Raw genomic sequence first — 15,192 nt, 5'->3', positions numbered from 1 at the left:
CCCTGCTGCATGCCACCCTGCTGCGGCATACCGCCCTGCTGCATGCCACCCTGCTGCGGCATACCGCCCTGCTGCATGCCTCCGGGCTGGTCCTGCTCGGGACCCTTGCGCATGTTCTGCTGGTTCTGCGCGGCCGCGCGCGTGGCGGCGGCCAGCTTGGCGCGCAGGTCCTCGTTCTCGCGGAGCAGACGGGTCAGTTCGGCTTCGACCTCGTCGAGGAAGGCATCGACCTCGTCCTCGTCATAGCCTTCTCGGAGGCGGACGGTCGTGAACTGCTTGTTCCGCACGTCCTCGGGGGTCAACGGCATCTCTTCACCTCAACGTAGTCATCGGCAGTCGGCAAGACCGTATCGTCCACTCTCATCGCGCGAAGCTCCCCGCCACCGAGATGAGAATCCAGACGATGATCATCAGTACGAAGAAGGACAGGTCGAGTGCCACGCCCCCGAGACGCAACGGCGGGATGAACCGCCGCAGCAGTTTCAACGGTGGATCGGTGACAGTGTAGGTGGCCTCCAGTACGACCACCATCGCCTTGCCGGGTTGCCACGAGCGGGCGAACTGGAAGACATAGTCCATGACCAACCGGACGATCAGCAGGCCGAGAAAGACCATCAGCGCGATGTAGATCACCTGCGCGAACACACTCATCGCTGCGCTTCCCTCTCCCCTGTGCCGTGCATCGTCCCGGTGTTGCTTCTCAGCTCTGGTTGAAGAACCCGCCCTCTGCGATGCGGGCCTTGTCCTCCGCCGTGACATCGACGTTAGCAGGAGACAACAGGAAGACCTTCTGCGTCACTCGTTCGATACTGCCGTGAAGTCCAAACACCAACCCTGCGGCGAAGTCGACAAGTCGCTTCGCGTCAGTGTCGTCCATCTCCGTGAGGTTCATGATCACCGGGGTGCCCTCACGGAAGTGTTCCCCGATGGTACGGGCCTCGTTGTAGGTCCGGGGATGCAGGGTGGTGATCCGGTACGGCTCTCGTTCCGACACGACCTTGGGCATGATCACCGGCGCGTTCTTCTCCAGGGACTGACGTTCTTGTGTGATGGACGCCACGGGCGCGATCCGCGCCGGACGCCCCGGATCCGCGGTCGGCGCCACGGAATGCGAGACCGGCTCGCGCGGCGCCGGCGGCTGCACCACTCGCACGGATTCATCCCTTTGGGGCGAATGTACGTTGTGCGACTGGTGTGATGGTTCGTGTCGTCGGTGGTCCCGCTCGGGCTCCGGGTCCAGTTCGGGCTCGAACTCGTCGTCGGGGTCGAATCCCCGGCCGTCGTACCCATCGTCCTCCACGAGGCCGAGGTAGACCGCCATCTTGCGCATCGCGCCGGCCATGCTCTGAGTCCTCCGCTCTGTGGTGGATCGGCTGACGACTGCCAAGTGCCCGCGATCCACGTGGCCTTAGTACCGCTTTCGGCGGCATTGACCATATTTTCTGCTGTGGTCCGACTTCTTCGCGACGTTACCCGAGGCGGGGGCGGACTCCGAGTACCGCACTGCCGACGCGCACATGTGTCGCCCCGGCCGCCACGGCCTGCTCGAGATCCGCACTCATCCCTGCCGACACCATGGTTGCAGTCGGATGGGATCGGCGCAGGTCCGTCGACAAATCCACGAGCCGTTCGAACGCGGCCTGTTCGCGTCCCGCGTATTCACCGGTGAGGGGGGCGACGGTCATCAGTCCGTCGAGCCGCAGTCCGGGCGCGTCGGCGACGAGACCGGCCAACTCCTCGATTCCGGCAGGCGCGACACCTCCGCGCTCGCCCCGGCCGCTCGCCCCCGCGTCGAGTGCGACCTGCAGGAGGCAGCCCACCTCGCGCCCGGCCCGGACCGCCTCCCGCGAGAGCGCGGTGACGAGCCGGTCCCGGTCGACCGACTGCACGAAATCGGCATAACCGACCACGGAACGGACCTTGTTGGTCTGCAGCTGGCCGATGAAGTGCCATTCCAGGGGCAGATCCGCACAGGCGGCGGCCTTCGGGGCCGCGTCCTGGTCGCGGTTCTCGCCGACCTGACGCACACCCAGCTCCGACAGGATCCTCACATCGCTCGCCGGGTACGTCTTGGTGACCACGATCAGGGTCACCTCGTCACGGGGACGCCCCGCCGCCGCGCACGCGGCCGCGATGCGTTCCTCCACCTTCGCCAGATTTCTGGCGAGTTCGGCCCTACGGTCCGTCATGTCCACTCAGTCCAGCCACACATACCCGGCGAGCCGCCCGGTGGTGCGGTCGCGCCGGTAGGAGAAGTGATCCCCCGACTCCAACGTGCACACCGGCGATTGCGCCCGGTCGCACACCCCGAGCCGGTCGAGCTGCGCGTGCACTCCGGCGCTCACGTCGACGGCCGGAGTGCCCCAGCTCGTCACCGCGTGCGCCGTCGGTTCGGCCTCGGCGACCTCGGCGCGCAGCGCTTCGGGCACCTCGTAACAACGGCCGCACACACAGGGGCCGGTGCGGGCGACGATCCGGCCCGGCTCCGCGCCGAGTTCGGTCATGGCGCGTACGGCGGCGGGGACGACCCCCGCGACCATTCCGGGACGGCCCGCGTGCGCGGCCGCGACCACACCCGCGACCGGGTCGGCGAGCAGCACCGGCACACAGTCGGCCGTGAGTACGGCGAGGGCGAGTCCGCGCCGGGTGGTGACGATCGCGTCCACCTCGGGGACGGGCCTGTCACCCCACGGCTCGTCCACGACGGCCACGTCGGCGCCGTGCACCTGGTTCATCCAGACCACCGACGCCGGGTCAAGACCCAGTGCCTTCGCGGTCAGTTCACGGTTGGCCCGTACCGCGCCGGGGTCGTCACCGACCGCGCCGCCGAGATTGAGCTCCTCATACGGAGCGGCGCTCACCCCGCCCCACCTGTCGGTGAAGGCGAAGTGCGCGCCGCTCACGCTTTCGCGCTGTCCTATCACTTCAGGAAGTCCGGCACATCCAGCTCGACGATGTCCTCGTAGGACCGGGACTGGGGCACCGGCGGGGCCACCGGGACCTCGACCACCGGCTCCGGCGCGGGCTCCGGCTCCTCCTTCGGCGTCACGCTGCCGAGCGAGCCGAACGTCGGCCGGGACTCGGTCTGCTGACGGGGCGGAACCGGCTGCTCCTCGCGACGCTGGGCCGGGGAGCCCGAGGACGCCGAGCCGAGCACGTTGTCCCGGCGGGCCGGGGGCTGGCCCCCGTCGAAACCGGCCGCGATCACGGTGACCCGCACCTCGTCGCCGAGGGCGTCGTCGATGACCGCGCCGAAGATGATGTTGGCCTCCGGGTGGGCGGCCTCGCTGACCAGCTGGGCGGCCTCGTTGATCTCGAACAGGCCGAGGTCGGAGCCGCCGGAGATGGAGAGCAGCACGCCCCGGGCGCCGTCGATGGACGCCTCCAGGAGCGGCGAGGAGATCGCCATCTCGGCCGCGGCCACCGCGCGGTCGTCGCCGCGGGCCGAGCCGATGCCCATGAGGGCCGAACCGGCCTCGGACATGACCGACTTGACGTCGGCGAAGTCGAGGTTGATCAGACCGGGAGTGGTGATGAGGTCGGTGATGCCCTGGACACCGGAGAGCAGGACCTGGTCGGCCGACTTGAAGGCGTCCAGGACCGAGACCTGGCGGTCCGAGATGGACAGCAGCCGGTCGTTGGGGATGACGATGAGGGTGTCGACCTCTTCGCGCAGCTCCGCGATGCCGTCCTCGGCCTGGTTGGCGCGACGCCGTCCCTCGAAGGTGAACGGGCGCGTGACCACGCCGATGGTGAGGGCGCCGAGCGAGCGCGCGATGTTGGCCACGACGGGCGCGCCGCCGGTGCCGGTGCCGCCGCCCTCACCGGCCGTCACGAAGACCATGTCGGCCCCCTTGAGGACCTCCTCGATCTCCTCGCGGTGGTCCTCGGCGGCCTTGCGGCCGACGGCCGGGTTGGCGCCGGCGCCGAGTCCGCGGGTGAGTTCACGGCCGACGTCCAGCTTGACGTCGGCGTCGCTCATCAACAGTGCCTGCGCGTCGGTGTTGATGGCGATGAACTCGACGCCCTTGAGGCCGACCTCGATCATCCGGTTGATGGCATTGACACCACCGCCGCCGACACCGATGACCTTGATGACTGCGAGGTAGTTCTGCGGTGCTGCCACGTCGAAGGCCTCTCGCCTCGAATTACGTTGTCGCGCCGGGCGGTTCCCGACCGGGACGACGGATGCCGAATTGGGACGGTCCGAACGCCGACCCGAACCCTAACCCTGAAGTTTAGGGTTACCAGTGTGTCTGTTCCCTGGAGTCTTCTGAACAGGACACTAAGTCGACAAGCGGCGCCCGTTCAACGAACACGCCGAACCTCCCGTTTTTCTTTTCACCCTATGTGATCAGCCGTAGCGGTGCCCAACCAGGGTGCTGGCCTGCACTGATGTACGTCAACTCCCGGCTGAGGCAGGGGCGGTGGGCACGCTGACATCGAAGTGCCGGGCGTCGGGAGCTGCTTTCATGAGAGCGGTGAGGGCCCGTGCCTTGGCGGGACCGCCGTCCACGCTGCCCCACGCCACCGTGCGCCCGCCCTTGAGGCGCAGTGAGATCGCGTCGTAGGAACGGACTTGGACGGCGCGGGTGTCCTTCTTGACGGACGCGGGCAGCGCGGCCGCGACGCGTACGGCCTCGCGCACCAGGCGGTCGGTGCCGAAGCGGCGCAGGCTCGCGGCGCCCGAGTCCTCGCGGGAGACGGTGAGTTCGAGCAGCGGCACGCCACGCGGGGCCTGCGGGACGGTCGCGAACCGGACGCCTTGGGCATCGACTTCGGTGAAATCCGGGCCCTTGCGGACAAGCAGGGACGGAGTGCGCTCGGTGACCTTCAGGGCGATGCCGTGCGGCCAGGAGCGCTCCACCTCGACGGCGTCGATCCGGGGCAACTCCCGCCGCAGGCGCGCCTCGATGGTGCCGGTGTCCACGGAGACCAGCGGGGCCCCGACGGGGACGGCGGCGGCCGTGCGGACCTCGGCCGGGGTGAGCACGCGGGTGCCGGAGACCGCGACCTGACGCACCCGCAGCCACTCGGAGCCGTACAACACCCAGACGGAACCGGCTCCGAGGAGGACGATCAGCACCGCCAGGGCGATGATCGTACGAAGCCGCGGTCTGTGCGAGCGGGGGACGAGCGGCGGGCCGGACACCCCCGGTCGGCGTGCGTCGCGCTCGGCGACGGTGGGTCCGGCCACGCTCACTGTCCCTTCGTTCGGGCGGTCCTATCGGCCCGCGGCGATCGCCTCGTACACCATGCCGACGAGGAGGTCGTCGGCGTCGCGGCGGCCGAACTCACCGGCGGCGCGGGACATCTCGTAGAGGCGGTGCGGGTCGGCCAGGACCGGCAGCACGTTCTGCTGGAGCCACTCCGGCGTCAGTTCCGCGTCGTCCACGAGGAGTCCGCCGCCCGCCTTGACCACCGGCTGGGCGTTGAGCCGCTGTTCGCCGTTGCCGATGGGCAGCGGGACGTAGGCGGCCGGGAGTCCGACGGCGGAGAGTTCGGCGACGGTCATCGCGCCCGCGCGGCAGAGCATCAGGTCGGCCGCGGCGTACGCGAGGTCCATCCGGTCCAGGTAACTTACCGGGACGTACGGGGGCATCCCCGGCATCTGCTGCACCTGCGGCAGTTCGTTCTTCGGGCCGACCGCGTGCAGGATCTGGATGCCCGCCCGCTGGAGCCAGGGCGCGACCTGCTGGACGACCTCGTTGAGGCGCCGGGCGCCCTGCGAGCCGCCGGAGACGAGCAGCGTGGGCAGGTTGGGGCTCAGGCCGAAGTAGTGGCGGGCCTCGGGGCGCAGGGCCGCGCGGTCCAGGGTGGCGATGGAGCGGCGCAGCGGGATGCCGATGTAGCGGGCGTCCCGGAGCTTGCTGTCGGGCGTGGAGACGGCCACCCGGGCCGCGTAGCGCGAGCCGATCTTGTTGGCCAGGCCGGGGCGGGCGTTGGCCTCGTGGACCACGATCGGCACACCGAGGCGCTTGGCGGCCAGATAGGCGGGCAGCGCGACGTAGCCGCCGAAGCCGACCACGGCGTCCGCCTTGGTGCGCTCCAGGATCTGCTCCGTGGCCTTGATCGTGCCGCGCAGCCGGCCCGGCACCGTGATCAGCTCGGGCGTGGGCTTGCGCGGCAGCGGGACCGCCGGGATCAGCGCCAGCTCGTAGCCGCGCTCGGGGACGAGCCGCGTCTCGAGGCCGCGCTCCGTGCCCAGGGCCGTGATCCCCACGGTGGGGTCCTGCCTGCGCAGGGCGTCCGCGAGGGCGAGCGCGGGCTCGATGTGGCCCGCGGTACCCCCGCCGGCGAGTACGACATGCACCGAAATTCACCGCTCTCCGGACGGACGCGCCGCCGAGGCGCGCCGTCGCATCGTGTTCCATCTCCGCGGCACCCGCTCGACACGGGAGCCGCTCGCCCGCTTTCTACCAAAGCGGGGTTGCCGCATCGCAAGCGCCGCCCGCGCAGCGGGATCGTCACGCGCGAAGGCGATCAGGAGCCCGATGGCGAACATGGTCGGCAGCAGGGCGGACCCTCCGTAGGAGAACAGCGGGAGGGGGACACCGGCGATCGGCAGCAGGCCGAGCACCGCACCGATGTTGATCACCGCCTGTGCGGTGATCCAGGTGGTCACGCCTCCCGCGGCGTACCTCACGAAGGGGTCCTCCGTGCGTCCGGCCACGCGGATACCCGCATAGCCTAGAGCGGCGAACAGGGCGAGCACCGACAGCGTCCCCGCGAGACCCAGTTCCTCACCGGTGACGGCGAAGATGAAGTCGGTGTGGGCTTCGGGGAGTTGGCCCCATTTCTCCACACTCGCGCCCAGCCCGGAACCGAAGATTCCGCCGGAGGCGAGGGCGTAGATGCCGTGCACGGCCTGCCAGCAGTCGGCGGCGCCCGCCTTGGGCTCGGTGGCGCCGATGCAGGCGAGCCGGGCCATCCGGTTGGGGCTGGTCTTGATGAGGATCACACCGATCAGCGCCGCGACCGAGAGCACCCCGGCGAACAGCCGGGTCGGGGCTCCGGCGAGCCAGAGCAGGCCGAAGAGGATCGCGGTGAGGATGATCGCGGTGCCCATGTCGCCGCCGAGCATGATCAGACCGAGCAGCAGGAAGGCGACCGGGACCAGCGGGACCAGCATGTGCTTCCACTGGGCCAGCAGCTTCTTGTCCTGCTTGCGGGCGATCAGGTCCGCGCCCCACAGGACGAGCGCGAGCTTGCCGAACTCGCTGGGCTGGATCTGGAAGGAGCCGCCGAGCGAGATCCAGTTCCGGTTGCCGTTGACCGACATCCCTATCCCCGGCACCTGCACCAGGGCCATCGCGAAGACGGCGGCGGCCAGGATCGGGTAGGCCAGCGCCCGGTGCAGCCGTACCGGCATCCGGGAGGCGGCGAACATCAGCACCCCGCCGATCAGCGCGGCGAGGAACTGCTTGCGGAAGAAGAACGAGCCGGGCAGCGACAGCTGGAGCGCGGTGATCTGGGAGGCCGAGTAGACCATCACCAGGCCCAGGACGATGATCAGCAGACTGCCGCCGAGGATCAGGTAGTACGCGGTCAGCGGGCGGTCCCAGGCCCGGCGGGCGCGGGTGCGCAGCCGCCGCAGGGGGTTGTCGGGCACGCTCGGCCGGGGTGCGGGGCGGCGGGCCGCCCGCTGTACGGGCGGCCGTCCGGTACGGCTAGCGGCCATCCACGCCTCCCCTGAGCACCGAACGTCCCACGCGTCCCTCCCAAGTTCCGCCCGGCGGGCGGCCGGGGTCAGGCGCCGAGCTCGCGGACGGCCGCCGCGAACGCGTCGCCGCGCTGGTTGTAGTTGGTGAACATGTCCATGGAGGCACAGGCCGGGGCCAGCAGTACCGTGTCGCCCGGCCGGGCCAGCCGCTTCGCCTCGGTCACCGCCTGGAGCATCGCCCCAGTGTCGGTCCGGTCGAGGTCCACGACGGGTACCTCCGGGGCGTGTCGCGTGAGGGCCTCGCGGATCAGCGCGCGGTCGGCGCCGATCAGTACGACCCCCCGCAGACGCTTGGCGGAGCCCGCCACCAGCTCGTCGAACTCGGCGCTCTTGGCGAGGCCGCCCGCGATCCACACGATGGGCTCGTAGGCCGCCAACGAGGCTTCCGCGGCATGGGTGTTGGTGGCCTTGGAGTCGTCCACGTACGCCACGCCGTCGAGGTCGGCGACGTGCTGGATGCGGTGGGCGTCGGGCCGGAAGTTCCGCAGTCCGTCGCGCACCGCCTGGGCGGGCACCCCGAAGGAGCGGGCGAGGGCCGCCGCCGCGAGGGCGTTGGCGATGTTGTGCGGGGCGGGCGGCTCGACGTCGGAGACCTCGGCCAGCTCCTGCGCGTTCTTGTACCGGTTCTCGACGAAGGCCCGGTCGATCAGGATGCCGTCCACGACGCCGAGTTGGGAGACGGCCGGGGTGCCGAGGGTGAACCCGACGGCCCGGCAGCCCTCCTCCACGTCGGCCTCGCGGACCAGGTCCTCGGTGCGCGGGTCGGCCACGTTGTAGACGCAGGCGACCTTGTTGCCCTCGTAGATACGGCCCTTGTCGGCGGCGTAGGCGTCCATGGAGCCGTGCCAGTCGAGGTGGTCCGGGGCGAGGTTGAGGACCGCGCCGGAGTAGGCGCGCAGCGAGGGCGCCCAGTGCAGCTGGTAGCTGGACAGCTCGACGGCGAGGACGTCGTACTCCTCGTCGCCGAGGACCGCGTCGAGGACCGAGACGCCGATGTTGCCGACCGCTGCCGTGCGCAGGCCCGCCGCCTTCAGGATCGAGGCGAGCATCCGCACGGTGGTGGTCTTGCCGTTGGTGCCGGTGACGGCGAGCCAGGGGGCCGCGCCGGGCCCCCGCAGGCGCCAGGCCAGCTCCACGTCGCCCCAGATCGGCACGCCCGCCTGCTCGGCCGCCTGGAACAGCGGCTTGCCGGGCTGCCAGCCGGGGGCGGTGACGATCAGCTCGGTGCCCTCGGGGAGCGTGGCGCCGTCGCCGAGGCGGACGGTGACGCCGAGCGCCTCCAGGTCGGCGGCCTGCGCCCGTGCCCGCTCGTCGTCGCCGTCGTTGACGACCGTGACGATCGCACCGCGCTCGGCGAGCGCCTTGGCGGCCGGGACGCCGGAGACGCCGAGTCCGGCGACGGTGACGCGCCTGCCCTGGAATTCGCTCTGCCCCGAAGGCACCGAGTTGGTCACTTGTCCGCTGCCCATCCCGCGTAGAAGAGGCCCAGTCCGACGATGACACAGATGCCCTGGATGATCCAGAAACGGACCACGACCAGGACTTCGGACCAGCCCTTGAGTTCGAAGTGGTGCTGGAGCGGTGCCATCCGGAAGACGCGCTTTCCGGTGAGCCGGAAGGAGCCGACCTGGATGACGACCGACATGGTGATGAGGACGAACAGGCCGCCCATGATGGCCACCAGCAGCTCCGTGCGGGAGAGGATGGCCAGGCCGGTGAGGACACCGCCGAGGGCGAGCGAACCGGTGTCGCCCATGAAGATCTTCGCCGGCGAGGTGTTCCACCACAGGAAGCCCAGGCAGGAACCCATCAGCGCGGAGGCGACCACCGCGAGGTCGAGCGGGTCGCGGACCTCGTAGCAGGCGGCCGGGTTGGTCAGGGTCATCGCGTTGGCGCAGGACTCCTGGAACTGCCAGACGCCGATGAACGTGTAGGCGCCGAAGACCAGGACGGAGGCGCCGGTGGCGAGGCCGTCGAGACCGTCGGTGAGGTTCACGCCGTTCGACATCGCGAGGATCATGAAGAGCGCCCAGACCACGAACAGCACCGGGCCGATGGTCCAGCCGAAGTCCGTGATGAACGACAGCTTGGTGGAGGCCGGGGTGTTGCCGCGGTTGTCCGGGAACTGGAGCGCGAGGACCGCGAAGCCGATGCCGACGATCAGCTGGCCGGCCATCTTCGCCTTGGCCCGCAGGCCCAGCGAACGACGCTTGACGATCTTGATGTAGTCGTCCAGGAAGCCGACCAGGCCCATGCCGAACATCAGGCCGAGAACCAGCAGGCCGGAGTACGTCGGGGGCTTGCCGGTGATCACCTTGCTGAGGAAATAGGCGGCGATCGTGGCAAAGATGAAGGCGATGCCGCCCATGGTCGGCGTACCGCGCTTGCTGGCGTGCTCGCGCGGGCCGTCGTCGCGGATGAACTGGCCGTACCCCTTGCGGGCGAGGAGCTTGATCAGCAGCGGGGTGCCGATCAGCGTCAGGAAGAGACCGATGACGCCTGAGAACAGGACCTGGTTCATCATCGGGCGGCGACCTCACCCTCGGTCCCGGCCGAGGCGAGCGTCTGCGCGACGCTCTCCAGACCAACGGAACGGGACGCCTTCACCAGCACGACGTCCCCCGGGCGCAACTCGCTGCGCAACAGGTCGATCGCCGCCTGTGCGTCGGACACGTGCACCGACTCCTCACCCCACGAACCCTCGTTGTATGCGCCCAGTTGCAGCCAGGAGGCTTCGATGCCCCCGACCGCGACGAGCTTGCTGACGTTGAGCCGGACGGCGAGCCGTCCGACCGCGTCGTGCTCGGCGAGCGCCTCGTCCCCCAGCTCGGCCATCTTGCCGAGCACCGCCCACGTGCGGCGCCCCTTGCCCATGGCCGCGAGCGCCTTGAGGGCGGCCCGCATGGACTCGGGGTTGGCGTTGTAGGCGTCGTTGACGATGGTCACGCCGTCCGGGCGCTCGGTGACCTCCATGCGCCAGCGGGAGAGGGAGCCCGCCTCGGAGAGCGCGGTGGCGATCTCGTTCGCGGACATGCCCAGCTCATGGGCGACGGCGGCCGCGGCGAGCGCGTTCGACACGTGGTGCTCACCGTACAGGCGCATGGTCACATCGCTTGCACCGGAGGGTGTGTGAAGCCTGAAGGCAGGCTGTCCGCTGTCCGTGAGTCGCACGTTCTCGGCGCGAACGTCCGCTTCGGCCGACTCTCCGAAAAGGACCACCTTCGCGCGGGTACGGGAGGCCATCGCGCGCACCAGCGGGTCGTCGGCGTTGAGGACGGCGACGCCGCCCTCCTCGGCCGGCGGGAGTGCCTCCACCAACTCGCCCTTGGCCTGGGCGATCTGCTCGCGGCCGCCGAACTCGCCGATGTGGGCGCTGCCGACGTTGAGCACGAGTCCGACCTTCGGCGGGGTGAGGCCGGCGAGGTAGCGGATGTGCCCGATGCCGCGGGCGCCCATCTCCAGCACGAGGAACTTCGTCTCCTCGGTGGCGGACAGGGCGGTCAGGGGCAGCCCGATCTCGTTGTTGAGCGAGCCGGGCGTGAAGACGGTGGGCGCCTTGCCGCCGAGGACCTGGGCGATCAGGTCCTTGGTGCTGGTCTTGCCCGCCGAGCCGGTCAGCCCGACGAGGGTCGCGCCGAGGCGCTCGACCACATGGCGGGCGAGGGCGCCGAGCGCGCTCTGGACGTCGTCCACGACGATCGCGGGCACGCCGACGGGGCGCGTCGCCAGTACGGCGACCGCGCCCGTCGCCACGACCGCCTCGGCGAAGTCGTGGCCGTCGGCCCGCTCACCGCTGAACGCGACGAAGAGGGCTCCGGGCACCACCTCGCGGGAGTCCCGGACGACCGGTCCCGTGACGGTGACGGACGTATCCGGTATGTCGTGTGTCTGCCCGCCGACGACAGCTGCGATCTCGGCGAGGGAGAGGGCGATCACAAGTTCATCCCTGGGTGTTCTGGATAGCTTCGCGGAGCACCTGGCGGTCGTCGAAGGGACGGACCACCCCGGCGATGTCCTGGCCCTGCTCATGGCCCTTGCCCGCGACCAGCACCGTGTCGCCCGCGTGCGCGCGGCCCACGGCGGCGGCGATGGCGGCGGCGCGCTCCTCGAAGAGCAGCACCTCGCCGCGCTCGTGCGCGGGGACGGAGGCGGCGCCTTCGAGCATGGTCGCGAGGATCGCGAGGGGGTCCTCGGAGCGGGGGTTGTCGGAGGTCAGTACGGCGGTGTCGGCGTACCGGGCGGCGGCGGCGCCCATCGGGGCGCGCTTGGTCCGGTCGCGGTCGCCGCCGCAGCCGAGCACGATGTGCAGCCGGCCCTTGGTGACCTTGCGCAGCGCCTTGAGCACCGACTCGACCGCGTCGGTCTTGTGGGCGTAGTCGACGACCGCGAGGTAGGGCTGTCCGGCGTCGACGCGCTCCAGGCGGCCGGGGACGCCGGGCACGGCGGCGATGCCGTCGGCGGCGGTCTGCGGGTCGATCCCGGCCGCGGCGAGGGCGACGAGGGCGGCGAGGGTGTTGGCCACGTTGAACGGGCCGGGCAGCGGCGAGCGGGCGTGCACCCGCTCGCCGTTCGGGCCGACGGCGGTGAACGTCGAGTCCATGGGGCCGATCTGGACGTCCTCGGCACGCCAGTCGGCGTCCGGGTCGCCCTCGGCGGAGAAGGTGACGACCGGGACGCCCGCCTCGGTCGCGAGCCTGCGGCCGTACTCGTCGTCGGCGTTGACCACGCCGAGTCTGCTGCGCTCGGGCGTGAACAGCTGGGCCTTCGCCTGGAAGTAGTCCTCCATGTCGGAGTGGAACTCCATGTGTTCCGGGCTCAGGTTGTTGAAGACCGCGATGTCGAAGACGCAGCCGTCCACCCGGCCGAGGACCAGCGCGTGGCTGGAGACCTCCATGGCGACCGCCTCGGTGCCGCGTTCGCGCATGACGGCGAACAGGGCCTGGAGGTCGGTGGCTTCGGGGGTGGTGCGCTCGGACTTGATGCGCTCCTCGCCGATGCGCGTCTCGACGGTGCCGATGAGCCCGGTGGCGCGTACGGCCTTCAGGCCGCCCTCGACGAGGTAGGCGGTGGTGGTCTTGCCGGAGGTACCGGTGATGCCGATCTGGAGCAGCTCGCGGCCCGGGTGTCCGTAGACCGTGGCGGCCAGTTCGCCCATCTCCGCGCGCGGGTCGTCCACGACGAGGACCGGCAGTCCGGTCGCCGCAGCGCGCTCGGCGCCGGTGGGGTCGGTGAGCACGGCGACCGCGCCGAGGCTCGCGGCCTGGGTCACGAAGTCGGCGCCGTGCAGGCGGGCGCCGGGCAGTGCGGCGTAGACGTCGCCGGGGCGGACGGCGCGCGAGTCGTGGGTGATTCCCGTGACGTCGGCGGAGCCTGCCGGTGCGGCGATCCCCAGCTGATCGGCCAGCTCCGCGAGGGGGGTGGCGGAGATCTGAACCGGTCGTGGCGGTCCCGGGTAGGTCACGGAAGCGCCCTTCTGGGTGGTTTGGTACTGATCAGCGTGTGGCACGGCGGTGAGCGTACCGGGAGTACCCGCCTCGGGGCGAAGCGAGGGCCGGGGGCCCGTTTGGTTCCCGTCGTCGGGGGTGATCGTTGTCACGGCTGGTTCCTGGTGGTCGGGGCACGGTGGTCTGTCGCGGCCGGTCAGGGCTGGTAGGTGACGGGCAGGTTCGCGGCCTTCGCGCCGGTCGGCGGGACCTGGAGGGTCTTCAGCGCGAACTCCATCACCTGCTTGTAGACGGGTCCGCAGATCTGCCCGCCGAAGTAACTGCCGGAGGTGGCGTTCTGGATGGCGCAGTAGACCGTGACGCGGGGCTTGTCGGCGGGGGCGAATCCGGCGAAGGAGGAGGTGTATCCGTGGTACCTCCCGGTGGCCGGATCCACTCGGTTGGCGGTGCCGGTCTTGCCCGCGACGCGGTAGCCGGGGATACGGGCCTTGACGCCGGTGCCCTGTTCGTCGTCGACCACGGACTCCAGCATCTGGGCGAGGGTGCGCGCGGTCTTGTCGCTGACGACGCGGGTCTTCGCGGGCTCGGGGGCCGGGGCGAAGCGACCGTCGGCGCCCTTGGTGCCGCGCACCAGGGTGGGCGCGACGCGGACTCCGCCGTTGGCGATGGTCGAGTAGACGGAGGCGGCCTGGACGGCGTTGATGGAGAAGCCCTGGCCGAAAGGGATCGTGTACTGCTGCGAGGTGGACCACTTGCCGGCGGGCGCGAGGATGCCCGGGGTCTCGCCGGGGAAGCCGAGCCCGGTGTAGCGGCCGATGCCGAACTTGCGCAGATACGAGTAGAGCGTGTCGTTGGCCGCCCGCTGGGTCTTGCCGAGCTGTCCGGTGGCGAGGATGGTGCCGATGTTGCTGGACTTGGCGAGCACGCCGTTGAGGGTGAGGTGCCAGGTGGCGTGGTCCACGTCGTCCTGGAAGAGCCGGTCGCCGCGGTGCAGCCGGTTGGGTACGACGACATGGGTGAGCGGGGTGGCCGCGTTCTCCTCGATGACGGCCGCCATGGACATCACCTTGGCGGTGGAGCCGGGCTCGTAGGCGTCCTGGAGGGCCGCGTTGCCCATGGCGGCGGAGTTCGCCTTCGACAGGTCGTTGGGGTCGAAGCCGGGTGAGTTGGCCAGGGCCAGGATCTGTCCGGTGCGGGTGTCCTGGACGACGACGTAACCCCGGTCCGCCTTGGACTTCTTGACCTGCTGGGAGATGGCGTTCTGCGCGGCCCACTGGATGTCGCGGTCGATGGTCAGCTCGATGTCGCTGCCGGAGACGGCGGGGGTCTCGGTGGAGCCCGCGGTGGGCACCTCGCGCCCGCCCGACTGGGCGTAGCGGATCTTGCCGTCCTTGCCGGTGAGCTGCTTGTCGAGCTGCTGCTCGATGCCGCCGCCGCCCTTGCCCTCGCTGTTGACCCAGCCCAGTATCCCGGCGGCGAGGTCGCCGTTGGGGTACACGCGCTGGCTGCTGGGGTCGGCGAAGACGCCCGCGAGCACGTTGGTGGTCCCGGACTTCTTGGCGAGGGCGGCCTTCAGGTCCTTGATCTGCTTCCAGACCTGCGGGGTCTGCCGGGTGGCGAGCCTCGCGTAGCGCGACTCCTTGTCGGCGGGGCGGAGCTTCCTGGCGAGCGCGGCCTGATCCTCGTTCAGGATCGGGGCGAGCAGGGCCGCGGCCTGCTCGGGGCCGTCGGAGACCTTCAGCTGCTTGGGCTGGAACATCATCGGGTCGGCCGTGATGTCGTACGCGTCCTCGCTGACGGCGAGGGCCACCCCGGAGCGGTCGGTGATCCGGCCGCGCTCGGCGGCCAGGGTGTGCACGACATAGCGGTTCTGCTCGGCCTTGGCGGTGTAGGTGCTCGCGTCCACCGCCTGGACCTGGAGCAGCCGGACCACGAACGCGGACAGCACCAGCGTGAAGGCGAGGCCGACCAGGCGCAGCCGGGGGCGCGGGCTGCCGAGCCGGAGGGCGGGCCGGGCCGGGGTCC

The 15,192-nt window shown here is 70.5% G+C and carries 14 protein-coding genes; all 14 read right to left on the bottom strand.

Features of this window, described 5'->3' with window-relative positions:
* A partial coding sequence (locus tag GTW40_RS00855) for a DivIVA domain-containing protein (RefSeq protein WP_161178206.1) occupies nucleotides 1-308 on the bottom strand: 308 nt, incomplete at its 3' end.
* Nucleotides 309-360: 52 nt separating this feature from the next.
* On the bottom strand, nucleotides 361-651 hold the full coding sequence (locus GTW40_RS00850) for a YggT family protein (RefSeq protein WP_161178205.1): 291 nt from the start codon (nucleotides 649-651) through the stop codon (nucleotides 361-363).
* A gap of 49 nt (nucleotides 652-700) precedes the next feature.
* Nucleotides 701-1,342, bottom strand: a complete 642-nt coding sequence (gene sepF / locus GTW40_RS00845) for a cell division protein SepF (RefSeq protein WP_161178204.1) — start codon at nucleotides 1,340-1,342, stop codon at nucleotides 701-703.
* Between the two features lie 127 nt (nucleotides 1,343-1,469).
* Nucleotides 1,470-2,189, bottom strand: coding sequence for a YggS family pyridoxal phosphate-dependent enzyme (locus GTW40_RS00840; protein ID WP_161178203.1), 720 nt, complete (start codon nucleotides 2,187-2,189; stop codon nucleotides 1,470-1,472).
* Nucleotides 2,190-2,195: 6 nt separating this feature from the next.
* The gene (gene pgeF, locus GTW40_RS00835) at nucleotides 2,196-2,924 is read right to left on the bottom strand and encodes a peptidoglycan editing factor PgeF (protein WP_161178202.1); all 729 of its coding nucleotides are present in this window, start codon (nucleotides 2,922-2,924) and stop codon (nucleotides 2,196-2,198) included.
* Entirely contained in the window at nucleotides 2,921-4,126 is a 1,206-nt protein-coding gene (ftsZ, locus tag GTW40_RS00830) for a cell division protein FtsZ (RefSeq protein ID WP_161178201.1), read from the bottom strand. The genes pgeF and ftsZ overlap by 4 nt, the downstream gene beginning before the upstream one ends.
* A 276-nt stretch (nucleotides 4,127-4,402) precedes the next feature.
* Nucleotides 4,403-5,197, bottom strand: a complete 795-nt coding sequence (locus GTW40_RS00825; RefSeq protein ID WP_161178200.1) for an FtsQ-type POTRA domain-containing protein — start codon at nucleotides 5,195-5,197, stop codon at nucleotides 4,403-4,405.
* A gap of 27 nt (nucleotides 5,198-5,224) precedes the next feature.
* Nucleotides 5,225-6,313 carry an undecaprenyldiphospho-muramoylpentapeptide beta-N-acetylglucosaminyltransferase gene (murG, locus tag GTW40_RS00820; RefSeq protein WP_161178199.1) on the bottom strand — a complete coding sequence of 363 codons (1,089 nt, stop codon included), beginning with the start codon at nucleotides 6,311-6,313 and terminating at the stop codon, nucleotides 5,225-5,227.
* Between the two features lie 6 nt (nucleotides 6,314-6,319).
* Complete coding sequence (gene ftsW, locus GTW40_RS00815; RefSeq protein ID WP_161178198.1) at nucleotides 6,320-7,681, bottom strand: putative lipid II flippase FtsW; 1,362 nt, start codon at nucleotides 7,679-7,681, stop codon at nucleotides 6,320-6,322.
* A 68-nt stretch (nucleotides 7,682-7,749) separates the two neighbouring features.
* A complete protein-coding gene (gene murD, locus GTW40_RS00810; protein WP_202485187.1) occupies nucleotides 7,750-9,192 on the bottom strand; it encodes a UDP-N-acetylmuramoyl-L-alanine--D-glutamate ligase in 1,443 nt (480 codons plus the stop codon).
* Nucleotides 9,174-10,247 (bottom strand): phospho-N-acetylmuramoyl-pentapeptide-transferase, encoded by a 1,074-nt coding sequence (gene mraY / locus GTW40_RS00805; protein WP_018545600.1) that lies wholly within the window; start codon nucleotides 10,245-10,247, stop codon nucleotides 9,174-9,176. The genes murD and mraY overlap by 19 nt, the downstream gene beginning before the upstream one ends.
* Nucleotides 10,244-11,659: a UDP-N-acetylmuramoyl-tripeptide--D-alanyl-D-alanine ligase gene (gene murF, locus GTW40_RS00800; protein WP_161178197.1), complete on the bottom strand. Its 1,416-nt coding sequence runs from the start codon at nucleotides 11,657-11,659 to the stop codon at nucleotides 10,244-10,246. The genes mraY and murF overlap by 4 nt, the downstream gene beginning before the upstream one ends.
* 4 nt (nucleotides 11,660-11,663) lie before the next feature.
* Nucleotides 11,664-13,319, bottom strand: a complete 1,656-nt coding sequence (locus GTW40_RS00795; RefSeq protein WP_343245585.1) for a UDP-N-acetylmuramoyl-L-alanyl-D-glutamate--2,6-diaminopimelate ligase — start codon at nucleotides 13,317-13,319, stop codon at nucleotides 11,664-11,666.
* A 44-nt stretch (nucleotides 13,320-13,363) separates the two neighbouring features.
* Nucleotides 13,364-15,192, bottom strand: a 1,829-nt coding sequence (locus GTW40_RS00790) for a penicillin-binding protein 2 (protein WP_161178196.1), incomplete at its 5' end; no start/stop codon positions are given.

Origin of the sequence: Streptomyces sp. SID4985, from assembly GCF_009863025.1 — a bacterium.
Taxonomy (GTDB): Bacteria; Actinomycetota; Actinomycetes; order Streptomycetales; family Streptomycetaceae; genus Streptomyces.
The sequence above is the reverse complement of the archived record's forward strand: the minus strand, read 5'-3'. Positions and strand labels throughout refer to the sequence as shown.